The sequence below is a fragment of the Pseudoalteromonas sp. MSK9-3 genome (genome assembly GCF_003590335.1).
In the GTDB taxonomy this organism is placed as follows: domain Bacteria; phylum Pseudomonadota; class Gammaproteobacteria; order Enterobacterales; family Alteromonadaceae; genus Pseudoalteromonas.
Genome location: NZ_MIET01000007.1, coordinates 171,806 through 194,376, shown reverse-complemented (window position 1 = coordinate 194,376; position 22,571 = coordinate 171,806). Strand labels below are relative to the sequence as shown.

The window sequence follows — 22,571 nt, the reverse complement described above, 5'->3', positions numbered from 1 at the left end:
TGAGTTCTCACTAGAGCTATAAGCTCTCTGAAGGGCCGTTGGAGACTACAACGTTGATAGGCTGGGTGTGGAAGCATGGTGACATGTTAAGCTAACCAGTACTAATTACCCGTGAGGCTTAACCATACAACGCCAAAGTGGTTTAAGCGACAGAAGTTAGTGTTACTAAAGTAGCGTTTTACAGAATTAGTTAGAGATTGACTAATATTTATCAGAATTCCAGATTTAGTTAGCTTGAAGATTTCGAGTTAACACACCAGATTTGCTTGGTGACAATAGCGTTTTGGACCCACCTGACCCCATGCCGAACTCAGAAGTGAAACGAAACAGCGTCGATGATAGTGTGGCAGTTGCCATGTGAAAGTAGAACATTGCCAGGCATTAAATTAGAGAAACCCGTTGCAGAGATGCGACGGGTTTTTTGCTGTTTGGGTTTAGGAAAAGGGAGAAATGGGGATTAGGAAGGGGTTTCAGGTCGCCATGCATGAAGGGTAGTGAAAGAATGGACCCTGAAATGAATTCAGGGAGACGAGTCCATACTTTCACTCAGTTGTCTTCCTGACGAAGGTCAGGATCCAGAGAAACGAATTCACCTCACTTCTTTGTCTTCCTGACGAAGGTCAGGATCCATTACGCTGATACACATTTCTGTATTCCTAAAGGGCAGTGAAAACCATGGGCCCTGAGACCAGTTCGGGGAGATGAAGCTTTATACCAATCTGCATAAAGATTAAGTCAATTTAATCCAATCTCTTGAGCACATCTTTCTAACTCTCTCAGGAACTGAAATGAATTTGTTCCATGCTTTTGAAACTTGCTCAACAATATCTTCATAACCCTTAAATGTACGATTGGATAAACAGTGCTGACGGAGCCAACTCCAAACTTGTTCTATTGGATTTAATTCAGGTGAATATGGTGGTAGTTTGATTAGCGTGACATTATTAAAAGGCTGAACGGTATCGAATGTATGCCAACCAGCACCATCCATAATAACAACTGCATGTCTTCCGAGTTCGGTAGCTTTCGATATTTGTTCCATATGTAGCGTCATCGCTTCTTTATTTACGCAAGGTGTTATTAATGCTTCTGTCTTGCCATTTTCAGGGCAGACAGCACCAAATAGATACCCATACTCAAATTGTTGCTGCTTTACTGCACGAGGTCTTGAGCCTGTCGCAGCCCATAAACGTGTTGTTTGGTTTTGTTGACCGAAACGAGCTTCATCTTGAAACCAAACATCAATTCGCTCAAGAGGTAGGTGCCCTGGGGTGTGAAGGATCGTTTCCAATAGGAAGTTTTTTAAAAGTTTCCTGGCATTCTCGTGATTGTTTGGGGTGTCTTGAACGGCTCGTTATCCAGCTAAACCCAAGCTTCTTGAGGAGTTTGTATATATGGTCTGAATGGTAACGAACTGAAAATTGGATAAATATATAGTTCCCAATGTCTTCGCCTGTAAGCCGCCCTCCATCCGAAGACTTGGCTGACTGAATTATATGAGCTGAAAGGAGTTCGAGTTGGCTTGGCGTTAATTTAGCTGGGCGTCCTTGTATCGGCTTACTATCAAGTCCTTCTAAGCCTTTATTTAAGTAGTTTGATACCCACTTATTAACACTGCTTCTCGCAGTATTCAAACGTTTGGCAATATTGGTTCGGTTTTCACCTTCTAAAAATAAGGATACTGCGAGTAATCGAATACGCTTTCTGGCATTTGATTCTCTTCGAGATAGTGCTAAAAGCTTTCTAGATGTATCTAAATCCATATAAGTGAGCATGCTTTAATCCGAGTACATATATTAGATCACAAACTTAAGCAGATTGGTATGACTGCTTAGGATGTCTCGAACGGCTTGTGATCAGGCATGATTTAAGTGGTAATGAACACCAAATACAGTGTTAATGTAATGGACGATGTCTTCACTGGTAAGACGGCCACCATGAGGTTCTATGTTCGTGCGCTTTATAAATTCAGACACAGTTGCTCAATTTGTGGCCGTTGTAATCTAGATGGACATGCTTGAATAGGCTTATTGTCTAAGTCATCTAGCCCATCTTTTAGGTAACTAGAAACCCATTTATTAACGCTACCTCGGGCTATGTTAAGGCGCTTAGCAATACCGGTTCTACTATTACCCTCATAAAATAATGACACAGCAAGTAATCGCATGCGTTTTCTTGCGTTTGGTTCTTTTCGAGAAAGCGCTAAAAGCTGCTCAGATATGTTTAGGTTCAACGTTGTTTAGTCGGTGATTCTATATGGTCTATATTAGGTCAGATATTTAAGCGGGTTGGTATAAAAGCCATGGACCCTGAAATGAATTCAGGGAGACGAGTCTCCATACTTTTTTCCTCCTGACGAAGGTTAGGATCCATAACACTCATGCTTCTTGCCGCTGTTATTATCACAGACTTCATACTCTCATCCCATTGTCTTCCTGACGAAGGTCAGGATCCATAACACTCATGCTTCTTGCCGCTGTTATTATCACAGACTTCATACTCTCACCCCATTGTCTTCCTAACGAAGGTCATGATCCAAAATGCTCAGCTTTCCGCTGTTATTGTCACAGGTTTCATGTGCTCACCCATTGTCCTCCTGACGCAGGTCAGGATCCATAACACTCATGCTTACCGCTGTTATTTTCTACTCTCACCCCGTTATCTTCCTGACGGAGGTCAGGATCCAGGAACGTCTGACTTGCGGTCTGTGTCATGCCAATTTACATAAAGGTTAAGTCAGCGTTATCTAATATCTAGAATTGATACCTTTCACGCCCATTAGTTCGTTGCACAGGGCTTCCAGTCGTATGAAACCTTACTGACGATCTTACAGGTTGATATTTGGGTAGGTGACTCGATTACTTCAAGCTACGTGTACGACATAAAGGTATTATCTCTAATGCTTCAATATTTCTTTTTTTGATGTTTTATGTTTTTTATTTGTTAAATATGTGTTTTATTGTTATGGTTCGAAATGAAAGATGAAAATTTATTTGGTTCATATAAATTGCTTTAAGCGTACACATTGTAGTTTAGAAAGTGCAGAGTCTTTTTAAAAGCGTCTTGTATCTTCATTTATGCGACTTATATCTGAGCTGAGTAGGTTCCCCAAACTTAACTTGTGAGCATTGTTTTCATTATACAATGGAGTAACTCAAATGTGTCGCGATATACTAAAGAGCAAGGTATTAAAAGAACAGGACGTTAAAGCTATTTACGGATCAAACGGAGGTAGTATTGAACCACCAAAAATGTCAACGAGAGTGGCTTTACCGCCAAAATTGTCCCCACTCATAAAAATCAACGGATAGAGTTTAAATGATGTCATTCTTGTTATCTCTGGATTGGATGGTTGTAGTAAGCAAGCTGCTTGCACTTTGCACGCTTCTTATACTGTCTAAGCATTCACTAACAGCGATGCTTTTTGGTAAACCGAGTTTATGTGTACAGGAACAAATTGATCATTCATTATTTGTGTTAGTCAGCCTTGGGGCTTTATTTCATCTATTGGGGCGCTTTGTCGGAGATGCGATTTTAGTCGCCGATCTGGGGGTAGTAGGAAAAAGGCAGTTATATTATTTTTATTTTAGCTTACATGAGCTTTTATTAATTGTCTTGGTTATTAAGTGGCACAATATCAAACGGTGTGATTTTGCTGGCATCACCAAATGTATCTGTTACTTGTCTGGCGTTGTACTGTGTTTACAGCTACTAAGGTATGTTGATAGAGTCATTATTGAGGCTAATTACTTAGAGAGCGTTTATAGATACGGTCTGGTGTCATTAAACCTAATAAAAGCAAGTGTGTTTTTATACTATCCATTTCACTTGGCGTTTCGCTATTTACCGAACAGGAAATATGCTTAGTAGATGATATCTCCTGAAAATAAAATCTAACAGGTCACTTACAATTGGAAGTGTTCGATATATGTTATCCGGCGTTTTACATTTTCAGGCGGTTCAGATTTCTCAAGTTTAGTTAGATGCAAGCCCTACCGTACTTCCACACATGTCGACGTTTAAATATACCAATAGTATCAAAGGCGAGCCTAAGTCATATGTACAAACTAGAGCTATTTAATGTGGGACAATAAAAAATTAATCTGTCGGCTAATAGCACTAGCATACTGAGGTGGGGATTATATTTTTTAACCAGCCAAGCGTTTGGCTTTTGTTACTTTTCCCAAATAAGTTGCTCAAGTTCACGATGCAATATGTCGTCATTTCCGACGTTTAACTCTATCAACCGTTTTAAGTGAGTCACACTTTCAATATCGATTTGGCAGCAATGAAGGCCGAGGTGGGCTTCTTCAATATGGCCGATTTCTACTTCCATTGAGATAGCTATTTCACTGTCAGGGAGATTAAATTTAAGGCTAGCAGGTTCATTTTTTAATGGTATATAGCCTACAGGAAGGGTGATCAAAGCACCATTTAAAGAGAGGTCTAGGACTTTGCATGTATAGTCACCACTGGCAGTCATTAATGTTGCCTGATTTGAAAATAATACTCTTGTAAATCGTCTACGCTCTTCCATTGGTCACTCTCTTAAACTGTTTTAATAATCATAGTTGCTAAACTAGTTCAATACCAGTGAAAAGCCCCAAATGTTTGGGGCTTGATACAGAGCTAAATTAGCCTATCTTTTTGTATTTAATTCGTTTTGGTTCAGCTGCTGCTGCACCATACGTTTTCTTAAGCCACTCTTCGTATTCAGTATAGTTACCATCAAAGAAGTTAACTTGACCTTCATCACGATAATCTAAAATATGCGTTGCAATGCGGTCTAAGAACCAACGGTCGTGCGAAATACACATAACACAGCCTGGGAACTCTAGAATTGCATTTTCGAGTGCTCGTAGGGTTTCAACGTCTAAGTCGTTAGTTGGCTCATCCAGTAAAATAACGTTCGCACCGGCTTTTAATAGCTTGGCTAGATGTAAACGGTTGCGCTCACCACCTGAAAGCTCTTTAACGAACTTTTGTTGATCATTACCTTTAAAGTTAAAGCGACCAACATAAGCTCGGCTTGGGAACTCAAAGTTACCGATTTTTAAGATATCTTGACCGTCAGATATTTCTTGGAATACAGTATTATTCCCTTCCATATCATCACGGAACTGCTCAACAGTGGCCAGTTCTACTGTATCACCAATATCAATGTTACCGGCAGAAGGCTGTTCTTCACCACTTAGCATTCTAAATAGCGTTGATTTACCCGCGCCGTTGGCACCGATGATCCCAACGATCGCGCCCTTTGGTACATTAAAGCTTAAATCATCAATGAGTACGCGATCACCAAAGCTCTTCGTAAGGTTGCTAACTTCAATTACTTTATCCCCTAGGCGTGGACCTGGTGGAATAAATAGCTCATTGGTTTCATTACGCTTTTGGTAATCTGATTGCTGCATTTCAGTGAATTGGGCCATACGAGCTTTTGATTTAGCTTGACGACCTTTCGGGTTTGAGCGAACCCACTCAAGTTCTTTCTCAATTGACTTTTGGCGTGCTTGCTCTGACTTTTCTTCTTGCTTTAAACGTGCATCTTTTTGCTCTAGCCAAGAAGAGTAGTTACCTTCCCAAGGAATACCATGGCCACGGTCTAGCTCTAAGATCCAGCCAGCCACGTTGTCTAGGAAGTAGCGGTCGTGGGTAATGGCAACAACGGTTCCTTCATAGTCATGTAGGAAGCGCTCTAACCATGCAACTGATTCTGCATCAAGGTGGTTAGTTGGTTCATCAAGTAGCAGCATATCTGGCTTTTCTAACAATAAGCGGCAAATAGCGACTCGGCGACGCTCACCACCAGATAGGTGCTCTATTTTTGCATCCCACTCAGGTAAACGAAGTGCGTCAGCGGCACGCTCTAAAACATTGTCAATGTTATGACCATCGTGCGCTTGGATAATCGCTTCAAGCTGACCTTGCTCTTTAGCGAGGGCGTCAAAGTCGGCGCCCTCCATTGCGTACTCTGCATAAACTTCATCAAGGCGAGTTAGTGCACCTTTTACTTCGCTTACAGCTTCTTCAACAGTTTCACGAACGGTTTTACTTTCATCAAGTTGTGGCTCTTGCGGTAAGTAACCAATTTTTGTACCTGGTTGTGGGCGAGCCTCACCTTCAAAGCTCGTGTCTAGGCCAGCCATAATACGTAAGAGTGTAGACTTACCAGCACCATTTAAACCCAGTACGCCAATTTTGGCACCAGGGAAAAAGCATAAAGAGATGTCTTTTAAAATTGTACGCTTCGGCGGCACTACTTTGCTCACCCGCGACATTGTATAAATATATTGAGCCATGAGAATCCAAACTTTGTTTTAGTCTGCTTATTTTAGAGAAAGGATCGCTGAGGAGCAATCCTTTACCTTGATCTTATACTTTTATATTAGAGTATTCTAAAAACTCAACTATTTAACAAAAGTGTATATATTGTTTTATTAATGAGCTGTTACCCCATTGCCTAAATTATCCTGTTGTTTTTTCTTAAGTAATTAATATTAGGTCATATATGACCTGTTTTAGAGCCAGGATATCGGTAAGATTAACGTATCTTGAAAAAACATGTTGTCAGGTTTTGTAAACAGTACTGGTTGTTAGGTGTTTATTTGAAGTTACGACTCAGTTCGAGCAGGTTCGGGTTTACCCATCTTTAGTAACATTCAGCCACTCATCTATTCAATAGCATGCATGAATTACAATAATAGTAGCGCCAAAATCGTTTACGCGGAGTCAAAGGAGCATGACGAAGTATGTAAGCGAAGCGCCACTCTCCCTTTCTACATAAATATATAAAAATAAGTAAGTTACGGCCACGTCTGTAATTCGTGGCATTGGCTACCTACTTACTTGATGTGAAATTAAAAGGATCGTAATGAATCAATCAGCCTTAAATAAAGAACGTCTATCTGTTAAGCGAACGCCCAAGGGAGGTGTGATATTACGCTATGCCAGACGTCTAAGGGGGTATACCCAAGCTGAGTCTGCAGCAACGTATGGCATTGAAGAGCGAACGCTAAGAAGGTGGGAAAACCGAGAGTTTGATCCTAAATGGAATGATGTGATCAGCTTAGTAGAAGACGTATATCTGTTAAATATTTTAGAAGTAATTGGGAAGATCAATGATGACAACGAACATAACGATTAAGCAAGTGCGAGCTGCGCTTAAAAAGTGGGGTAATTTTTGGGTTAAACGAGAAATGGGCAGAGGGTTTAAATCTCAATCAATTTCAGACAGAACAGGACAACCGACCGGTGGATTTTCGTCAAGCGAAGCAATGAGTGTTCCTGAAGATATTGAGCTAATTACCTCTATTATTTCTCGCTTAAGGCCTGAATGTATCAAAGCGATTCGAGCGCGTTACGTGATGGTTGGCACCATGGCCGAAACATCCAAGGTGCTTGGCTTTGATTCTAAGCGCTCAGCAGAGTTTTGGTTAGTAAAAGCCGAACGCAGTTTAATGCTTGAGTTGTCACATTGAGTTAATTAATAAGAGGTCACGCTATGTCACTGATGATCACAGTTGAACAAATCAAAAAGCATGAAGGATATAAACAGTATCCTTACTACTGCACAGGGGGAAAATTGACGATCGGTTACGGTCGAAATTTAGAAGATAACGGCATTGACGAAGAGGAAGCTGAGCAGTTATTAGCACGCGATATAAAAGAAGCCAAAGCCGGTATTAAGCGACGTATAGATGTAAGCCGGTGTAATGAAGCACGCCAAGCCGTATTGGTGAATATGGCATTCAATTTGGGTGTGACGGGCTTGATGGGTTTTAAAAAAATGATTGCCAATTTAGAGCGTGGCAATTATGAACAAGCAGCGCTTGAGATGTTGCACAGCCGCTGGGCGAATCAGGTACCAGGGCGTGCCAATGAGCTAGCCAAACAAATGCTCAGTGGGGAGTGGCAATAGTGGGAATACTATCAAGCTTATTTAATCCAGCAATAAAAGATCCGATCCAAACGGTTGGGACCATTTTAGACGAGCTGTTTACCAGTGAAGAAGAAGTGTTAAAACAGCATATTCTTAAAGCTCGCTTGGTTGAACAATCTGCACAAATACAAGCAAAAATTAGCGAGCTCAGCGCATCGCATCGCAGTGTATTTGTGGCGGGAGCAAGGCCGTTTTTATTATGGGTTTGCGGGTTTGGCTTTTTATTCTCATTTGTGGTCAACCCAATATTACAGTGGCTGTGGCCAGAAATCGGCGCACCAGAATTACCGCTAGAAGTCATGTTAGAACTAACACTTGGTATGTTAGGGCTAGCAGGACTAAGAACAATTGAAAAGATTAACGGAGTCGCTAAGTGAGTCAACCGGAGCAGTGGCAAATGAAAAAGGAACTCAATTTAGCCCATATAATTACCACAGTGACATTGCTTGTTTCAGGGATTTTGTATTTGAGTGATTTAGATAAACGGATCACCACCAATACACAAGAGCTGTCACATTTAAAACAGATCAGAAACGAAGATCAAAAGCGCATTGAAAAGCGCCTTGATTCGATAGATAAAAAGCTCGATACCCTATTGAGCAGCAAAGCCAGAGCAAACTAAACGCCGTTTCGGAGTCCCGACACGCACCCAACTTCAGCCAAATAAACACGATGGTGCACAGCCATATGTGTCATGAGGAGCAGCACCTTTGAACAATGCAATTGAATTATCACGATTGGCGGTGCCAGATGTGATAGAACCTTTAAAGTACGACGACATTTATCAGCAAATGGAAGATGCCCTAATCGAGTCCTTTCCCAACTATACGGTACTCGCATCAGACCCTGCAATTAAGTTGTTAGATATTGCTGCTACGCGCGAGTTATTGCTGCGACAGCGCATTAATGATGCTGCTCGCTCAGTCATGGTTGCTTATGCAATAGGCGAAGACCTAAATCATTTAGGGGTGTTATTTGGTGTGGAGCGAGGGCATGACGAAAGTGACGAGCGTTACCGAGCACGGATCCCTTTATCTTTAGAAAGCCACAGTATGGCGGGCACGATGGGGGCGTATGAGTATCAAGCATTAGCCGCATCAGCTAATGTCAAAGATGTGCACGTTACCTCAAGTGCGCCGGGTATTGTTGATGTGTATATATTACCTGAGCAAAATGTGGATGTGAGCGAGCTGCGCGATGTGGTAAATACACATCTAAATGATGACGATGTAAGGCCATTAACTGATCTTGTTAAAGTCCATATGGTTCAACCTAAGGCCTACGACATAAACGCGCAGATCCACTTTCATGATGGGGCTGACCGAAGCGCAGTGACTGAAAAAATAAACGCTGCGCTTAATGAGTTTATTGCACAGCACTATAAGTTAGGGCAAGAAGTACCGCACTCAGGGCTGATCGACGCCTTTCATCAAGCTGGCGTGAGAAAGGTGAAGTTATTGTCTCCACAAGACGACATCACCTGTGAAGTGAATCAAGCTGCGATTGCAAGCTTGCCAACGATTACTTTTATGTAAGGTGATGTGATGAACGATGACAATAACAGCGACGAAAGCGTTAAGTTTCAGTCTTTATTACCCATGAATGGCAGTGAGCTCGAGCAATCCATTGAGCGAGCATCGAGCTTTGTGCCAAGTAAACCCATTCCAGATTACGTAGCAAAACATTGGGATCCAAAAACTTGCCCCGACAAGCTATTACCTTGGCTGGCGTGGAGTTTATCTGTTGATGAATGGGACGAACAATGGTCAACAGAAAGTAAGCGGGCTTTGATCCAAGAGTCAGTCACCATACACAAGCATAAAGGCACCGTTGGCTCAGTAAAAAGGGCGCTTGCATCACTGGGCGTAAAAGTCGATTTTTTTGAATGGTTTGAAGATGTTGATGATGTGTCTTTGGCACCGCATCACTCGGGTAAACCGAACACATTTACGTTTATTGCTTGGGCCAATGAAACCCCCTATACCAGTGCGCAAGTGGTATTAAGCCAAACGCTTTACGATGCGATTTACCGCGTAACCAATCATACCAAACCGCAAAGAGCCCATTTTGATTTTTTGGTGGGCGCTAAACTGGATTTAGGGGTGACTGTTGCAACCACATCGAGAGGCTTACAAGTTGGACGTATCAATTACGACACCGTACCGGTGAAGGCCGCCCCCACAGAAATGACCGCGGGCCTCACTGTTGTGAATAAACATCGCTATGGGCTTAAGCGTAATTATGGCAAAACCCAGGCCGTGTCGGGTGAATTATCCGCCGCACTGGGCGCAGGGCTGCACTTACATAACCAGCGCCACAGCGTGGGCCGGTTTTATATGAGTAACGGCCAAAAACTACCTGCAGGCTGCTATTACTTACAGTCTTCTTTAGCCGCTGCATTTCATTTTAGCAACCGACGCTTCAGCGTAGGTCGCTTTTACCTTCATTCATCTCAATAGAGAGGGTGTGCGTTTACTTAGTTAAGTGACGTTACATGAAGTAATGCAGCAAACTGGCACCATACAGGTAATCAAACACTAAGTAACCCCACATAACACTCTATTGTTTCTTATATCACGCAGTCTTTGATAAGAGATGATAGCAAGTGCACTACAAGCTAACGCTGGCGTCGCTTATACAAGGCTGATTGATATCAAATCAACCTAAGGAGTATGTGCAGTGAGCACAATCTTACGGCCAACAATAACAACTGCGGGTTTAGAGGCAGTTTTTAATTCAGAGAAGAATGGCTTTCAAGCCAAAATTAACAAAATAGGGCTAGGTACCGGTAATTATACGCCTCATCAAAGTCGCTCGGCATTAGGAGCAGAGGTACATCGTATTTCTGTGGCCAGCGGCGAAGACAAAGGCAATGCACAAATTCATATGAGTGTGATTGATGACACCAATCATAACTTTTGGGTCAACGAAGTTGGCTTTTATTTAGAAGACGGCACTTTGTTTGCTGTTTATTCAGATCCTGATAAACCCATTGCCTATAAATCATCAGAAGTTGACTTGCTGCTAGCGTTTGACCTTGTACTAACAGGCGTCCCAGCAGATTCAATCACGGTGATCGATCAAGGTGTTAATTTAAATATTTTAATTGCACCGGAGCTGGCCAAGTTAGGCGCAGCACAAATTGGCAACATGTACCGTCATATCAAACAAAAGTTTGAATTGATGGACGCAGGCGTTTTGAAATAATAGGAGCAGACAATGGCATTAGAACAAGATATCGCAAACTTGGTTGAATCAACCAATCAACTCACATCAGTAATTGACAATAAAGCAAAAACCATCGATGCAAAAATGGCACAGCTTGACAGCCGCGTAGCGGCCAAAGAAGCGCAAGTTGACCAATTTATTCAAGATGCAACGCCAGAAACACGCTACGAGCAAACCATCACGATTGGCGGCTCTAAAGATTATTTATATCCGGTATGGTGGCGTTTCCCTGGCAATGAAGAGGGTGTGAGCAAGTTAACAGTGAGTCGACATTACTCATGGAATAGCAATACTAAACCTCTAAACCCTACATCAGGTCACCAAGCAGGTCTTTTATTGCAGCTTGAGGGTAATGCATATTCGTGGAATGGTGATTCGAATTTCATGAATATTAAGCGCTTTTATGAAAGGTATAACAACACGGTAAGTCATGTTGATTTTCGCCTTAACTGTAAAGCCGAGAAAATCGACTTAAGTAAAGATTTTTATGGGGGGGGCGAAGATGGAACGTTAGGACCTTGGCATTGTACATATAGTGGTTTGTACTTGCGCGGAGGTGGTCTAACTTATCGCATCACCAAAAACTGGAAAGGGGATGTGGCTTTTCATGATGGTAGCGATATGGAACGACGCAATACGTATGAGAGCTCTCAAGGTAACTGGACCGTTCGTTGGTTTGTAGAGCCGATTCCATTTACTGATCGTGTTGCACCTATCGCCAATACCATTCCTTATGTGAATCACCCTTATACGCCGCCGGCACCGGCTTCAGCGTAGGGCTCATATTTAGATACCACACAGTGAAGTACCGCATAGTTAAACACTACACAGTGAAATACGCGCTATTAAAAATGGCTACTGGGTAACATAACCACCTAGTGGCCAAAAACGTAATACATAAAAATCAAAGGAAACACGATGATTTTAGAAAAACTCAACGTAGCAGGCAACGACATGGTGAATGTCCCTGCTGAAGAAAAAATCTTGCTTGACCTAGGTGTAGCACAAGCAGATGTAGCTGGGCTTATTGCCCAAGCAAAACACGCGCAATTAGAAGCGCAGTGCCAACATGCACGCAGCTTTGCCTATCAGTCGCAATCAGATGGTTTAGCGTTTGATTACCTTGCAGCCCAAGCTGAGTTTGGTGAGCAAAGTACCCAAGCCGAAGCCGCGAAAGCAGCGTGGCTTGGGGCACGTAAATCTATTAAGGCAAATTACCCAAAACCTTAAATGGTAAATAACTTTATCGTTTTATAGAGTACTAAATAAACCCACCTTTTTGGTGGGTTTTTTATGCTCGTTTACTCGAGCCATACGTAGTCGTATTACATACATTGTTTATTTAACAATAAGTGAATACAGGTTGGCTCACTATTATTATGGAGAAAATAATATGGCATTAGAACAAGACATTGCTGATCTCATAAAATCAGCCAACCAACTCACAGACACCGTTGACGGTAAAGTCCAAGACATTACCGCGCATTTAAACCAAAAAAAGCAAGAGATTGACACCAAACTCACTGCCAAAGAGCAAGCTGTAGACGCAAAAATTGCCAGCTTTCAAAAGGCACTGCCGCTTGGCCCAAACATGTTGTCAGACACCAAACATTTTGCACACATCAACGCAGGCCAACCTGAGGGTACGGCAGTTGACGTATTACAATCACATGCCGCCCCATGGAGTTGCTTTTATTACGCGGGAACTGAAGGGACAAGCACACTGACCAAGCTTAATCCAAGCATGTTGGCCCAGCACGGATTACTGCCGAATGACGAATTTAAAACCCGTGCATTAGGTGGGTATCGCTCTGAGTCAAATACATATTATGGAAGTGATTTTAAAGTTATTGTATTAGATGTAGAAATAACCAAGGGAATGACGTCGGACCCTGATAATGGTCATTTGTTTGTATTTAACCAAGGTTGTCCAACGTATACGGGCTGGAACCGAGGTGAGTTTCTAACTCAAGCAAGCTGTTGGATAAATGTATTGGAGTCAACAGGTTCTTTATATTTTGTACCCTCTTATAATCGCTCTGCTTATATCAAAGTTGATGGCAGCGATTTAAACAAAGGCTGGCAGTACAAGCGAGCAGTACAAACTGGGTGGGGCGGGTGCCATCAACCAAGATTTATTGGCCTTGGCAAAATGAAAGTGGCGATTGCATTACCGTATGTTGGGATGGGCGACCATGGCGATAACATGATCTGGGCTGACAGTGTGGGCCACCCGTATTCTCACGTTGGTCCTACTGTTGCTGAAGGAGTATAACCATGGCGATATTAAAGCAAATCTCTACGCAAACTAATTTTGCTGGTGGTATTAAAGACTTAGCCCATGGCGCACACATTGCCGAAGAAGCCGGCGTTGCCGCCGATGATTTTGAAGTGATTTTTAATACCGATGAAGTACAAACGCTACGAAGAAAAAGCTACAGCGCACAAAGCGATTATTTGTTCTTTGATTACATGGCTGCCGTCGCTGAATTTGGCGACTCGTCGGCACAAGCAAGCACAGCAAAAACGGCTTGGTTAGCACAGCGCGAAGCGGTTAAAACACAATTTCCAAAATAACTGACTTATAAAACCAACCCGTTTTATAAGCGAACTTAAACTGATCAAACACAATCAACTTTTTATTGCATACAGAGCCCGCTTTTGCGGGCTTTTTTGTATGCGCTTTTTTTAAAATGTATGGAGAAAATACACATGGCGTTAGAACAAGATATTGCCAAACTCATAGAGGCCTCAAATGACCTCACCACCATTGTAGATAATAAAATTCAAGACATAGACAGCAAAGTGCTGTCAGCCAAAAGCACCGTTGATGGCTATATAAGTCAAGTCAATAGCTACATAGACTCAGCCCGAGGAAAACAATCACATTTTCGTTTAACCAAAAACCAAGCATTGATCCCAAATGCTGATAGCACATTCCCACTTCATTGGAGTGGTGGCTTTGTAAAAAGTGCCAAAGTGGTTGAAACAGTAACGACGGGTGTAGAAGTTGATCAACGTTCAGCATTAGCCCGGGAATTTTTACAAGCGATTAGCTCTGATGCTAAGTATTTTGCAGGCAGTTTTAAAATTTGGGAGCTTGAATATTACCCTAATAGAAGAGGGGATAATATCAACACATCTGCTTACTTAATGTATCAATATTTAAGAAGGCCTACGGTGATTACAGCTGGAGCGGTTGTAAAGCATATTAAGGGAGTGGTTCCAACAGGGCACTGGTGCTCTGGCCTTGAAGCTAATCAACCGGCAAAAATATGTGGGCAACTTATTGGCCATTCTGGGCGTAACCACTACACCCATTGCCACCCATATGTTAATGGCGCAGGCAAACCAGAAACTGAAACAGGCATCATTCAGGTTGCATTACCAGCAGTGGTAACAGGTGATGTAGATCTAACTAAAAAGCAATGGGGTCAGTTTGCGTACCTCGGTGATGCTGATCAACCCGCGTATAACTAAGGAGAGAGTATAATGGCTACATTAACAGTAAACGGTCAGGTCGTTGACCATTTCTACGACTGCAACACACCACTTGACGCGACTGCGCAGCTGGTACATGAACAATATGGTGCAAGTGCGACTTTTTCGGTGGTGCTAACTGAATTTGAACAACAAGCACAAGACAAAGTGATGGCGCGTGCGAGTATCACCACGCAAGTGGCTGATACTGACTCATTGCTTGGTACAACCTCAGACACCACGCACTTACTCCTCAACGAACTCAGTGGTTTTATTAATAAGCTCAATAAAGCCACCACATTGGCAGAAGTACGCGCATCAGCTACGTCATTACAATCAGCCATTGGCCATATTGAGGCAGACGTGGCAGCGGGGTCGTTAACGTTCCCGTATCAAAGCAAGGGCCAGCAAAGCGTAATGGATGAAATATCAGCGCGCGCTACTGCGGTTAACCAAGTGCTTAGTAAGTAAACCTCAGCAATACATATTGGTGATAATGGCCGCGTATCATGTTGCCCGTAAGACCACCACAAAGGAGTGTTACGGGTAAAGTGTTTGGCCATTAACAATATGATATAGCGAGCGTTTAGTTTTACAAATTATGAGTTTAACGAATTATGAGTTTAACGAATTTTAGCGCCATCGAACTCAACCAACTTCCCACGCCAAGCCTTGTAGAGTCACTTAGCTTTGACGCCATAAGCAGTGCGATACTTGCTGACTACAAAACCCGCTTTCCAGATGCGCAGCTAAATTTTGCCAGCGATCCTGTGATAAAACTCATTGAGTGTTTTGCTTATAGAGAGTTATTAGTCAGAGCACGCATCAATGAAGGAGCAGAAGCGGTTTTATTGGCAAAAGCTACCCGCACTGAGCTGGACTATTTAGGGCAACGATTTGGTGTAAAAAGGGCGGTCAGAGAAGGATTTGCGCAGGTAAATAACGTCAATAATGTCGCGAGTGATGATCCAAGTGCGTTTGAAAGCGATGAACGTTTTCGTACTCGTATTAAACTGGCTTTAGAAGGGTTTAGCACCGCAGGACCGGTTGGGGCGTATGCGTTTCATAGTTATAAGGCGTCTTCACACATTAAAGATGTGTTTATTGAAGCGCCAGAGTTTGTGATGCAAGCGCCACCCTCAGCCATGGCTGAGCAATTACCCAGCGGGACTATGCTGCTAAAAAACACCTATAGTGCCGACTTAACCACGCCCATGCCCGGTGATGTTGCCATAACTTTATTATCTGATGAAGGGAATGGCACGCCATCAAATGCTGTTTTACAGGCGGTTGAGCAACATTTAAATCAAGATGATATTCGCCCACTCACAGACAGGGTGAATTTGCTAACACCCCACATCTTCGATTTTGAGGTCAAAGCAAAACTGCATTTATACCCGGGTTTAAATGCCGATGAAATATGCGCCGAGTCACGGGCGGCATGTCAAACGTGGCTCAATACTCATCACAAGCTTGGTCACGATATTTCACTCTCGGGGTTATATGCTGTGTTGCATAGCGCGGGGGTGCAGCGAGTAGAGTTAATTAGCCCCACAGCCGATATTGTGGTTGCACAAAATCAAGCGGCATATTGCAAGCAACTAACGGTTTCTGTAGAGGCGCAGCGCAATGTCTAATAGCGATGAACGTCCAACCAAGTTAACGCTTGCTAATAGCTCATTGCTTGAGTCGTCATTGCTTGAAGCCAGCGCACGCCTTGAAGACATACCTGTTCAGTTAAAGCATCTTTGGGACCCAAATAATTGCCCAGCACATTTCTTGCCTTGGCTTGCTCATGGTTTAAGTGTTGATGCATGGGACAGTGCGTGGCCAGAGCACATTCAGCGCCAAGTGATTGCAGCCAGCGTACCAAACCACCGGATAAAAGGAACGGTTGGGGCGCTAAAGCAATCCCTCAATGCACTCGATGCAGACTTAGAGCTGCAAGAATGGTGGCAAATTGGTGGCCCACCACACAGCGCCCGCGTATTGGCTTTGGCTAAAAACAACTTAGATGAACAGGGCGCAAGCTTTATCACCCCTAAGTTGCAAGCACAGCTGTGGCAGGCAATTGCTGCCAACAAACCTTGTAGAACGCAAATTGACTTTCATATTGGCAATATTCAGCAAAATAACGTGTACTTGGCGGCCGCAGGGCAAAGCACCACGCTAAAAACCAATCACCTCGCGCAAAGTGTTGATGGCGAGTTTGATACCCGTGATGTCACGTTACAAAGCGTTGCCAGCACTTATGAAATAGGCACAGGGCGGTTAGCGCAAAATGCCGATGACCAATTCGATTTAAGTCATATCACAGTACAAGGTGCAGCCAGTAACTATGAAATAGGCACTGAGCAGTTACAGCAAAATGCCGATGACCAATTCGATTTAAGTCATATCACAGTACAAAGTGCAGCCAGCAATTATGCAATAGGCATGGAGCAGTTGCAGCAACATGCTGATGGGGATTTTGCGCTTTGCCAAACTTATGTTGCTAACACCACACACACCACCACATTTCAAACTTCATACATGGAAATTCTATGAATACTTATCAACCTATAATTACGCAAGCTGGCTTAAATAAAGCGGTGAATGCGAAGGAAAAGGGCTTGAGCGTACACCTCAGCCATATCGCGATTGGCGATAGGGGGTACACGCCAAACAAAAACGACACCGCCTTGAGAAATGAAAAGGCCATAGTAGAGACGGGTGACGCCACCGACTACAACAATGGTCAGTTTCGCGTGTCGGGTAAATTCACCAGCGACACCGAGTATGCAGTACGAGAGGTCGGCTTTTTCTTATCTGACGGCACCTTATTTGCCCTTTGGTCACATCCTGAAAATGTCCTTTTTTACCTCACCCCGATGGCAACGGTTGTGCAGGGGTTTGACTTATTACTCAGTGCCGCGCCACACGACGCCATTACCGTCACCCACAATGGCGACTTAAAAATGTATTACGACGACGTGTTTATGCAAATGACCCAAGTACAAACTGAAATGCTGACTGCACAAACGCAAACCAACACCAATATCGTCAATCTTTATCAACAATTAGCCGAAAAAGGACTTTTATAATGAGCACCATCGAGTCACAAATTCAAAAACTCAATGACACAAATGCCGAGTTAGCTAGAGTAAATAATGAACTAACCAGCGCAGTTCGTACCCACACGAACGATATTAACAATGAAGTAGCAGCGGCAAAAAATACCATGGCAGCAGCCACAGCCAGTGCGATCACCGAAGTAAAAGCCGATGCCAACGCCGTGAATGATGAAATTAAAGCACGCATGGACGACGCGGTAGTCCCTTGGCTGCCAGCCATGACCAAAGTACAGTTTGATGCATTACGCGCTGATCGTAAACAGCAATATGCTGGGAGTGGGTTTGTTGAGTGGGGGAAGCATTATCGACGAACTGGTTATCCGTCGGCCCCGATAAACAGTGGCTTATTTTCAGTTACTACTGTTGGTTATGAAAATACTCTCTCGCTCGGCTCAAATAACGATGTTTATTTTGGGGGAGACTCAAAATCGCGGTCGGCGAAAGTAATACTTGATGGTATACATTTGAAGTTGAATCAGAAAATAAATAATAGTTATGGTTCTGCAATCTTAATACAAATGCCTCAAGCCCCCGACGGCACCAAAACCTATGACACTGCTACTGGCTCAGTAACAAAACACACCAATGCTGAAGTCGCATTCGCCGCTGAAACGGCCACCAATAAAGTGATTACTTCACGCAAAGACTTGGTGTTTTTAGAGTCATGGCATGAAAAAATTGCCGACAAAGACGTGGTTTACCCATTGGGCAACGTGCAATACGGTGCAAGCAGCTATGAAGGCGTGACGCTATCCAATAACTTAGTGGCACAAGGCTATTCCGCCTTTGGTGAATGGGACGAAAACACTAAAGGCTATGGTGCAAAATGGTCGTCATTAACCGACGCACAAAAAGCGCGATTTTTAAGTGAGCCTGAGCATAATATTTATTATGATGCCGAAGCCAAAATGTATATTCAAGTGCGTTATCGCATAAGGGTTATTGAAGGATTTGGCGATGATTGGGTTGAATCAATAACACCCACAAATAATAATTACTTTCGATATAATAAATATCACCAAAGTGGATATGTCAGCCCTCAAGGTGTTGGTACCATAGCAAAAGATTTTAATCTATCTTACCCTGTATTTACATCTGCAAATAGAGTTGATGCGGCTCTAAAACATGATGATTATCTATACGGGGCCGCCGTCTCAGGTAATAAGCCTGCTGAAGTAATCGCATACGAAGGCTTATGTTTTGCTTTGCCAATAGCTCTAGTCCAGCGCATGAACCAAGGCGCTTATCATCCAGTTTATAATCCAATGGGAACAAGAAGGTGGAATACAACGGGAGTGTGGGCTAACTATGAGTGGTATCATCCGAGAGTTTTGGCAGCTACTAACACTGCGGCATGTTTCCAAATAACAATGGGTAACCCAGCAAATAATGACGATAACGGAGCGTTTATCAATTCTGGTTACATTAATTCAAGCCATGCTTCAGGCCGCCCCGACCAGTACAAATTCTACGATGCCATCTACGCAGGACAGGTAGAGGACTTGCGCCTCAATGCCAATAAGCTTGATGTAGATAAACTCCGTGAAGATACAATGCGTAAGGCGGTTGAGGGCACTTTGCGTGGGAAAGGAAAAGTGTCTTTTACTCGTGTGGGCACTGGCGTTGTTGAAGAATATACTGATTTAGGCGACGGATATTCAAGAGTGTATCTTAATCATGTTTCAGGAATTGATGCTAGAACGGAGCTAGGAACTACGACAAATAGAACCCCCCAATATAATGTGTATATCAAAAGCGAAACAACAGGGTTTGTCACAAAAGAGGCGGTCTATGTTAACTTTGCGGGAGCCGCAGCATATATTTATTTTGCCAACCCTTATGCTAATGACTTTGCAACAGGCGACTCCGTTAGGATAGTGGATAGCGAGGGTTCTCTTTCGCCTGAATTCGACTCACTCCCTTGGGTTGATATTATCGGAGACCCAGAACGTATTGCTGCCACATTCCCAGATGGAGTAGTTGGGCAGTGGGTCCCTCAATTACCAAGTGATGAAACTGATCAGTTATTTAAAGCAAATAGGAAGTATTTATCTCATCCAGCTGTTAACGCATTGCGTACAATGGATAATGGTGAGACATGGCAGGCTATAACCTCTGCGGTAAATGAAAAAAATCAGGTTAAAGATACATGGAATACACAAAGTGTTGGTTTGGTTCATTATGAATCGCCAAGTCATTTTACTAATCTAGCTGACAACGGGCAAATAGTTGGAACGACTGGTAATGTTTATCAGGGCAATTTTCATCACATTGACCGAGGTAATCGTTTAAACTCAAGTGTAAGCGGCGTTATCGCAAAACAGGGGAGTACGCATAAAGGCGTTGGCTTTTTAAGCACTAACAGTTTTACCTACGAATCGTGGTCTATCGCCCCACGTAAACTAACAATGGCAGCCCAGCCTGAACATCAGCCAGTTGATCTTGCTTCAGGCAATGAAAGCGGTGGTATGAAAGCACTCCCTACAATCACTGAAAAAAATGGTTTGTATTACCTACAATTCCACGGCGCTGAGTTAAAACACCATAAACCCACGTTTACTGATGTAGACCCAAATGCAAATACCAACTACATCGAAGGGGATTTTTATTGCCTAACAAATTATGGTGCTAAAGGTTATTACGTGTGTGAAGTAACGAAGAAATTCGCGTTTTATAGTGATACAGACTACATCCAAATGGAGAGCGGAGACGTTGTTTACGGGCCGACAAACCAAGTTGTATTGCGTAAATTAAATACCGCAGATGGCAGCAGTTGGGGCGACGACCAAACCATCCCCATCGTTAACGGTGAAGATGTAAAAACTGATCTCAATGGCAATACCGTTAAAGTCTTCTGCCACCACAGCCAAATCCCACTTGGCATTGCCCATAACGACTAAGGAAAGACCATGACTCAAGAACAAATAAATGAACAAGCAGGCACTCAATCAAGTGCTCAGTCAAGCACTGAACTTGAAGCGCTGGTGGCTGGCACTCCAGAGCATACGGCGACGGACCATGCCGCAGAAGTGGCTGTAGCAGAAACGGCTCATGAAGTGACAGTTTATGAAATAACGTATCAAGATGTGCAAACTAAAATGGCATTGCGTCATCCGCGTGCGCAAATTGATACGCTATTACAACAAGCTATTGCGCAAGAGCAAGCCAATTATGACGCTGCACACGCACAGTGGCTGGTGGAGGTAGCGCAAACACAAGCATTGATTGATACGGCTATGGCACATAATGCAACTAACCCGGATGAACCACAGGTCGTGCCTGAGCTGCCAAGTGAGCCTGCAATTGATATGGCGCTGCGCCGAGCATGTTATAAGCAAAGCTTTGTTGACGTTGATTTAGCACTCACCACTGAAGCAGAGCCCGCTAAAGTAGTGTTTGATGATGATGCGCTTATTACGTATCACCACCCCGCAACTGAGGCGCACAGTGCTGAACACATTGAACAAGTCACACGCGCGCGCTTTAAAGCCCAGCGCGCCATTGATGTTGCGGCCATTACCGTTGAGGTAGAAGGGCTGGTATTTGATGGCGATGAAACAGCACAAACGCGTATGGCTCGTGCTGCGGTTGTTATGGATGATACTGAAAGCGTCTCTTGGGTATTGGCTGACAATAGCCAAACCCTTGTGAATAAAGCGCAACTGGTCGCTGCATGCAAAGCCGCTGGCCTTGAACAAACTCGGTTGTGGATGAGTGAGGGCTAAATACCTAAATTACTAGCTAATTAAATAAATAGCTAAATAACCAAGTCAATCATGTATGGCCTACTACAAATCCGGTAGGTCATACACTGTGTTATTTACAGGGTCGTATTACAAGCTCCTCGCATAATACTGGCTCTGTTACTGAGGAACAGCCAAATAAACTATGGTTTTAACCGCTCACCGCTGTGTGGATCCTGAAATGAATTCAGGAAGACAAAGTGCTTATCTAATACATCTAATATGTATTAGCTGTATTAGCTCAGACTAGATCTTATCTAAAATATCTAACGCTTTTTAGTCATTAAGCTCTTTTTAGCCATTAAGTTCTCTTTGCCAAGCGTTAAAGAGGCACTGTGCTTATTTTTATGTTGTTCAATCAGCTATGAGCTGTTTTTACTACCTGCTAGCCAACTCACTAATTTTCTTCTTTTTAAAGCCCATCCTTTAAAGCCATTCCTAGAAACCTTCTTTAGCAACACTCCCTTCAAAATCATATTACTTTAAATAATGCCTTTAAAAACCTCGCTGATTTTCTCGTTGACACACAAAATATTTTTAAAAAAACTATTTTCAAATAAAGGCTTCTCAAACGCTGTTTTCTCTAACAAGTTCTTTTTAAATAAAGCTTTTTTTAACAAAGCTTTCTCTAGCAGAATCCATGCACATCATGATTTTTTTACCGTTGGATCATTACTGTTAATGGCGTTTGTCAGTGCTTTTTTGTTTAATTTTACTCATTCCATCGCAAATACGTTTGCGAACCACTGCGCTCATTCCGTCATTCAGTGTAATGATGCTAGCTATTTTCACCCGCCTAAAGATGTATCTGTCGCGCATACTAGATATGAACATACCCTCAGTTTAAATACCCTGTCAGTAAAAAAGCATCGAGTGCAAGATATTGCATTAGATTCTGTTACTTTTGTAAAAGGCTCCTTCTTAAAAGGCACGTTAGCAACCATTGCCTCAAAGGCGGAAAAGTTAGAACTAATTGTTTCATCAATGCGCGGTGCGGAGCCTGAATTGTTCAAGTTACCATTCATACTGTTTTACACGGGAAGTTGCTATACGCCTCAAAACTAAGTT

General features: G+C 42.9%; 25 protein-coding genes and 2 rRNA genes. 23 read left to right on the top strand and 4 right to left on the bottom strand.

Annotation, left to right across the window (positions count from 1 at the left end):
• Together BGP78_RS02090 and rrf are read left to right on the top strand one after the other, a co-directional pair.
• Positions 1 to 126 (top strand): 23S ribosomal RNA (locus BGP78_RS02090); the annotation flags it as partial.
• Between the two features lie 139 nt (positions 127 to 265).
• Positions 266 to 380, top strand: a 5S ribosomal RNA gene (rrf, locus tag BGP78_RS02085).
• A 350-nt stretch (positions 381 to 730) separates the two neighbouring features.
• On the opposite strand, the gene BGP78_RS02080 is transcribed toward rrf, so the two are convergent.
• Both BGP78_RS02080 and BGP78_RS02075 read right to left on the bottom strand, forming a co-directional pair.
• Positions 731 to 1,763 (bottom strand): IS630 family transposase gene (locus tag BGP78_RS02080; RefSeq protein WP_119859859.1). Its coding sequence is split into 2 segments (ribosomal slippage): positions 731 to 1,297 and positions 1,299 to 1,763, totalling 1,032 coding nucleotides; the frame shifts between segments, so codons are not numbered across the junction.
• A gap of 197 nt (positions 1,764 to 1,960) precedes the next feature.
• Positions 1,961 to 2,167 carry a helix-turn-helix domain-containing protein gene (locus BGP78_RS02075; protein WP_119859852.1) on the bottom strand — a complete coding sequence of 69 codons (207 nt, stop codon included), beginning with the start codon at positions 2,165 to 2,167 and terminating at the stop codon, positions 1,961 to 1,963.
• A gap of 1,151 nt (positions 2,168 to 3,318) precedes the next feature.
• Between BGP78_RS02075 and BGP78_RS02070 the strand changes: the two genes are divergently transcribed.
• Complete coding sequence (locus BGP78_RS02070; protein ID WP_119859851.1) at positions 3,319 to 3,867, top strand: hypothetical protein; 549 nt, start codon at positions 3,319 to 3,321, stop codon at positions 3,865 to 3,867.
• Between the two features lie 307 nt (positions 3,868 to 4,174).
• Here the strand turns inward: BGP78_RS02070 and BGP78_RS02065 are convergent, their stop codons facing one another.
• Positions 4,175 to 4,537 (bottom strand): PilZ domain-containing protein, encoded by a 363-nt coding sequence (locus BGP78_RS02065; RefSeq protein ID WP_010367830.1) that lies wholly within the window; start codon positions 4,535 to 4,537, stop codon positions 4,175 to 4,177.
• A gap of 97 nt (positions 4,538 to 4,634) precedes the next feature.
• Positions 4,635 to 6,299 (bottom strand): energy-dependent translational throttle protein EttA, encoded by a 1,665-nt coding sequence (gene ettA / locus BGP78_RS02060; protein ID WP_119859850.1) that lies wholly within the window; start codon positions 6,297 to 6,299, stop codon positions 4,635 to 4,637.
• Between the two features lie 572 nt (positions 6,300 to 6,871).
• Here ettA and BGP78_RS02055 point away from each other — a divergent pair.
• The 20 genes from BGP78_RS02055 (at position 6,872) to BGP78_RS01960 (ending at position 22,568) form a co-directional block, all read left to right on the top strand.
• Positions 6,872 to 7,144, top strand: a complete 273-nt coding sequence (locus BGP78_RS02055) for a helix-turn-helix transcriptional regulator (RefSeq protein ID WP_010367832.1) — start codon at positions 6,872 to 6,874, stop codon at positions 7,142 to 7,144.
• Complete coding sequence (locus tag BGP78_RS02050; RefSeq protein ID WP_249348500.1) at positions 7,119 to 7,478, top strand: hypothetical protein; 360 nt, start codon at positions 7,119 to 7,121, stop codon at positions 7,476 to 7,478. The genes BGP78_RS02055 and BGP78_RS02050 overlap by 26 nt, the downstream gene beginning before the upstream one ends.
• 23 nt (positions 7,479 to 7,501) lie before the next feature.
• Positions 7,502 to 7,918, top strand: coding sequence for a glycoside hydrolase family protein (locus BGP78_RS02045; RefSeq protein ID WP_119859849.1), 417 nt, complete (start codon positions 7,502 to 7,504; stop codon positions 7,916 to 7,918).
• Positions 7,918 to 8,316 carry a 3TM-type holin gene (locus BGP78_RS02040; RefSeq protein ID WP_010367835.1) on the top strand — a complete coding sequence of 133 codons (399 nt, stop codon included), beginning with the start codon at positions 7,918 to 7,920 and terminating at the stop codon, positions 8,314 to 8,316. The genes BGP78_RS02045 and BGP78_RS02040 overlap by 1 nt, the downstream gene beginning before the upstream one ends.
• Positions 8,313 to 8,561 carry a hypothetical protein gene (locus tag BGP78_RS02035; RefSeq protein ID WP_010367836.1) on the top strand — a complete coding sequence of 83 codons (249 nt, stop codon included), beginning with the start codon at positions 8,313 to 8,315 and terminating at the stop codon, positions 8,559 to 8,561. The genes BGP78_RS02040 and BGP78_RS02035 overlap by 4 nt, the downstream gene beginning before the upstream one ends.
• Positions 8,562 to 8,649: 88 nt before the next feature.
• The gene (locus tag BGP78_RS02030; RefSeq protein WP_119859847.1) at positions 8,650 to 9,474 is read left to right on the top strand and encodes a baseplate J/gp47 family protein; all 825 of its coding nucleotides are present in this window, start codon (positions 8,650 to 8,652) and stop codon (positions 9,472 to 9,474) included.
• A gap of 9 nt (positions 9,475 to 9,483) precedes the next feature.
• Positions 9,484 to 10,398 (top strand): phage tail protein I, encoded by a 915-nt coding sequence (locus BGP78_RS02025; RefSeq protein ID WP_119859846.1) that lies wholly within the window; start codon positions 9,484 to 9,486, stop codon positions 10,396 to 10,398.
• A gap of 220 nt (positions 10,399 to 10,618) precedes the next feature.
• Positions 10,619 to 11,146 (top strand): phage tail protein, encoded by a 528-nt coding sequence (locus BGP78_RS02020; protein ID WP_010367839.1) that lies wholly within the window; start codon positions 10,619 to 10,621, stop codon positions 11,144 to 11,146.
• A 12-nt stretch (positions 11,147 to 11,158) separates the two neighbouring features.
• Positions 11,159 to 11,944: a phage tail protein gene (locus BGP78_RS02015; RefSeq protein ID WP_119859845.1), complete on the top strand. Its 786-nt coding sequence runs from the start codon at positions 11,159 to 11,161 to the stop codon at positions 11,942 to 11,944.
• 141 nt (positions 11,945 to 12,085) lie between these two features.
• Positions 12,086 to 12,397, top strand: a complete 312-nt coding sequence (locus BGP78_RS02010; RefSeq protein ID WP_119859844.1) for a hypothetical protein — start codon at positions 12,086 to 12,088, stop codon at positions 12,395 to 12,397.
• Between the two features lie 163 nt (positions 12,398 to 12,560).
• Positions 12,561 to 13,442: a hypothetical protein gene (locus BGP78_RS02005; RefSeq protein WP_119859843.1), complete on the top strand. Its 882-nt coding sequence runs from the start codon at positions 12,561 to 12,563 to the stop codon at positions 13,440 to 13,442.
• A 2-nt stretch (positions 13,443 to 13,444) separates the two neighbouring features.
• Positions 13,445 to 13,744 (top strand): hypothetical protein, encoded by a 300-nt coding sequence (locus tag BGP78_RS02000; RefSeq protein ID WP_119859842.1) that lies wholly within the window; start codon positions 13,445 to 13,447, stop codon positions 13,742 to 13,744.
• A 135-nt stretch (positions 13,745 to 13,879) separates the two neighbouring features.
• Entirely contained in the window at positions 13,880 to 14,647 is a 768-nt protein-coding gene (locus BGP78_RS01995) for a hypothetical protein (RefSeq protein ID WP_119859841.1), read from the top strand.
• 12 nt (positions 14,648 to 14,659) lie between these two features.
• On the top strand, positions 14,660 to 15,118 hold the full coding sequence (locus BGP78_RS01990) for a hypothetical protein (protein ID WP_119859840.1): 459 nt from the start codon (positions 14,660 to 14,662) through the stop codon (positions 15,116 to 15,118).
• A gap of 146 nt (positions 15,119 to 15,264) precedes the next feature.
• Positions 15,265 to 16,284: a baseplate J/gp47 family protein gene (locus BGP78_RS01985; protein WP_119859839.1), complete on the top strand. Its 1,020-nt coding sequence runs from the start codon at positions 15,265 to 15,267 to the stop codon at positions 16,282 to 16,284.
• Entirely contained in the window at positions 16,277 to 17,194 is a 918-nt protein-coding gene (locus BGP78_RS01980; RefSeq protein WP_119859838.1) for a phage tail protein I, read from the top strand. The genes BGP78_RS01985 and BGP78_RS01980 overlap by 8 nt, the downstream gene beginning before the upstream one ends.
• Positions 17,191 to 17,730 carry a phage tail protein gene (locus BGP78_RS01975; protein ID WP_119859837.1) on the top strand — a complete coding sequence of 180 codons (540 nt, stop codon included), beginning with the start codon at positions 17,191 to 17,193 and terminating at the stop codon, positions 17,728 to 17,730. Before BGP78_RS01980 ends, BGP78_RS01975 begins: the two co-directional genes overlap by 4 nt.
• Positions 17,730 to 20,660 carry a hypothetical protein gene (locus tag BGP78_RS01970; protein ID WP_119859836.1) on the top strand — a complete coding sequence of 977 codons (2,931 nt, stop codon included), beginning with the start codon at positions 17,730 to 17,732 and terminating at the stop codon, positions 20,658 to 20,660. The genes BGP78_RS01975 and BGP78_RS01970 overlap by 1 nt, the downstream gene beginning before the upstream one ends.
• Positions 20,661 to 20,669: 9 nt before the next feature.
• Positions 20,670 to 21,485, top strand: a complete 816-nt coding sequence (locus BGP78_RS01965; RefSeq protein ID WP_119859835.1) for a hypothetical protein — start codon at positions 20,670 to 20,672, stop codon at positions 21,483 to 21,485.
• A gap of 699 nt (positions 21,486 to 22,184) precedes the next feature.
• Positions 22,185 to 22,568 carry a hypothetical protein gene (locus tag BGP78_RS01960; RefSeq protein ID WP_147386050.1) on the top strand — a complete coding sequence of 128 codons (384 nt, stop codon included), beginning with the start codon at positions 22,185 to 22,187 and terminating at the stop codon, positions 22,566 to 22,568.
• Positions 22,569 to 22,571: the final 3 nt, after the last annotated feature.

Coding starts and splice junctions, on each gene's coding strand:
- BGP78_RS02005 (WP_119859843.1), top strand. CDS start 12,561: ATGGCATTAGAACAAGACATTGCTGATCTCATAAAATCAGCCAACCAA.
- BGP78_RS02055 (WP_010367832.1), top strand. CDS start 6,872: ATGAATCAATCAGCCTTAAATAAAGAACGTCTATCTGTTAAGCGAACG.
- BGP78_RS01960 (WP_147386050.1), top strand. CDS start 22,185: ATGGCGTTTGTCAGTGCTTTTTTGTTTAATTTTACTCATTCCATCGCA.
- BGP78_RS01985 (WP_119859839.1), top strand. CDS start 15,265: ATGAGTTTAACGAATTTTAGCGCCATCGAACTCAACCAACTTCCCACG.
- ettA (WP_119859850.1), bottom strand. CDS start 6,299: ATGGCTCAATATATTTATACAATGTCGCGGGTGAGCAAAGTAGTGCCG.
- BGP78_RS02075 (WP_119859852.1), bottom strand. CDS start 2,167: ATGCGATTACTTGCTGTGTCATTATTTTATGAGGGTAATAGTAGAACC.
- BGP78_RS02045 (WP_119859849.1), top strand. CDS start 7,502: ATGTCACTGATGATCACAGTTGAACAAATCAAAAAGCATGAAGGATAT.
- BGP78_RS02015 (WP_119859845.1), top strand. CDS start 11,159: ATGGCATTAGAACAAGATATCGCAAACTTGGTTGAATCAACCAATCAA.
- BGP78_RS01995 (WP_119859841.1), top strand. CDS start 13,880: ATGGCGTTAGAACAAGATATTGCCAAACTCATAGAGGCCTCAAATGAC.
- BGP78_RS02000 (WP_119859842.1), top strand. CDS start 13,445: ATGGCGATATTAAAGCAAATCTCTACGCAAACTAATTTTGCTGGTGGT.
- BGP78_RS02065 (WP_010367830.1), bottom strand. CDS start 4,537: ATGGAAGAGCGTAGACGATTTACAAGAGTATTATTTTCAAATCAGGCA.
- BGP78_RS01965 (WP_119859835.1), top strand. CDS start 20,670: ATGACTCAAGAACAAATAAATGAACAAGCAGGCACTCAATCAAGTGCT.
- BGP78_RS01990 (WP_119859840.1), top strand. CDS start 14,660: ATGGCTACATTAACAGTAAACGGTCAGGTCGTTGACCATTTCTACGAC.
- BGP78_RS01980 (WP_119859838.1), top strand. CDS start 16,277: ATGTCTAATAGCGATGAACGTCCAACCAAGTTAACGCTTGCTAATAGC.
- BGP78_RS02025 (WP_119859846.1), top strand. CDS start 9,484: ATGAACGATGACAATAACAGCGACGAAAGCGTTAAGTTTCAGTCTTTA.
- BGP78_RS02050 (WP_249348500.1), top strand. CDS start 7,119: ATGATGACAACGAACATAACGATTAAGCAAGTGCGAGCTGCGCTTAAA.
- BGP78_RS01970 (WP_119859836.1), top strand. CDS start 17,730: ATGAGCACCATCGAGTCACAAATTCAAAAACTCAATGACACAAATGCC.
- BGP78_RS01975 (WP_119859837.1), top strand. CDS start 17,191: ATGAATACTTATCAACCTATAATTACGCAAGCTGGCTTAAATAAAGCG.
- BGP78_RS02070 (WP_119859851.1), top strand. CDS start 3,319: ATGATGTCATTCTTGTTATCTCTGGATTGGATGGTTGTAGTAAGCAAG.
- BGP78_RS02010 (WP_119859844.1), top strand. CDS start 12,086: ATGATTTTAGAAAAACTCAACGTAGCAGGCAACGACATGGTGAATGTC.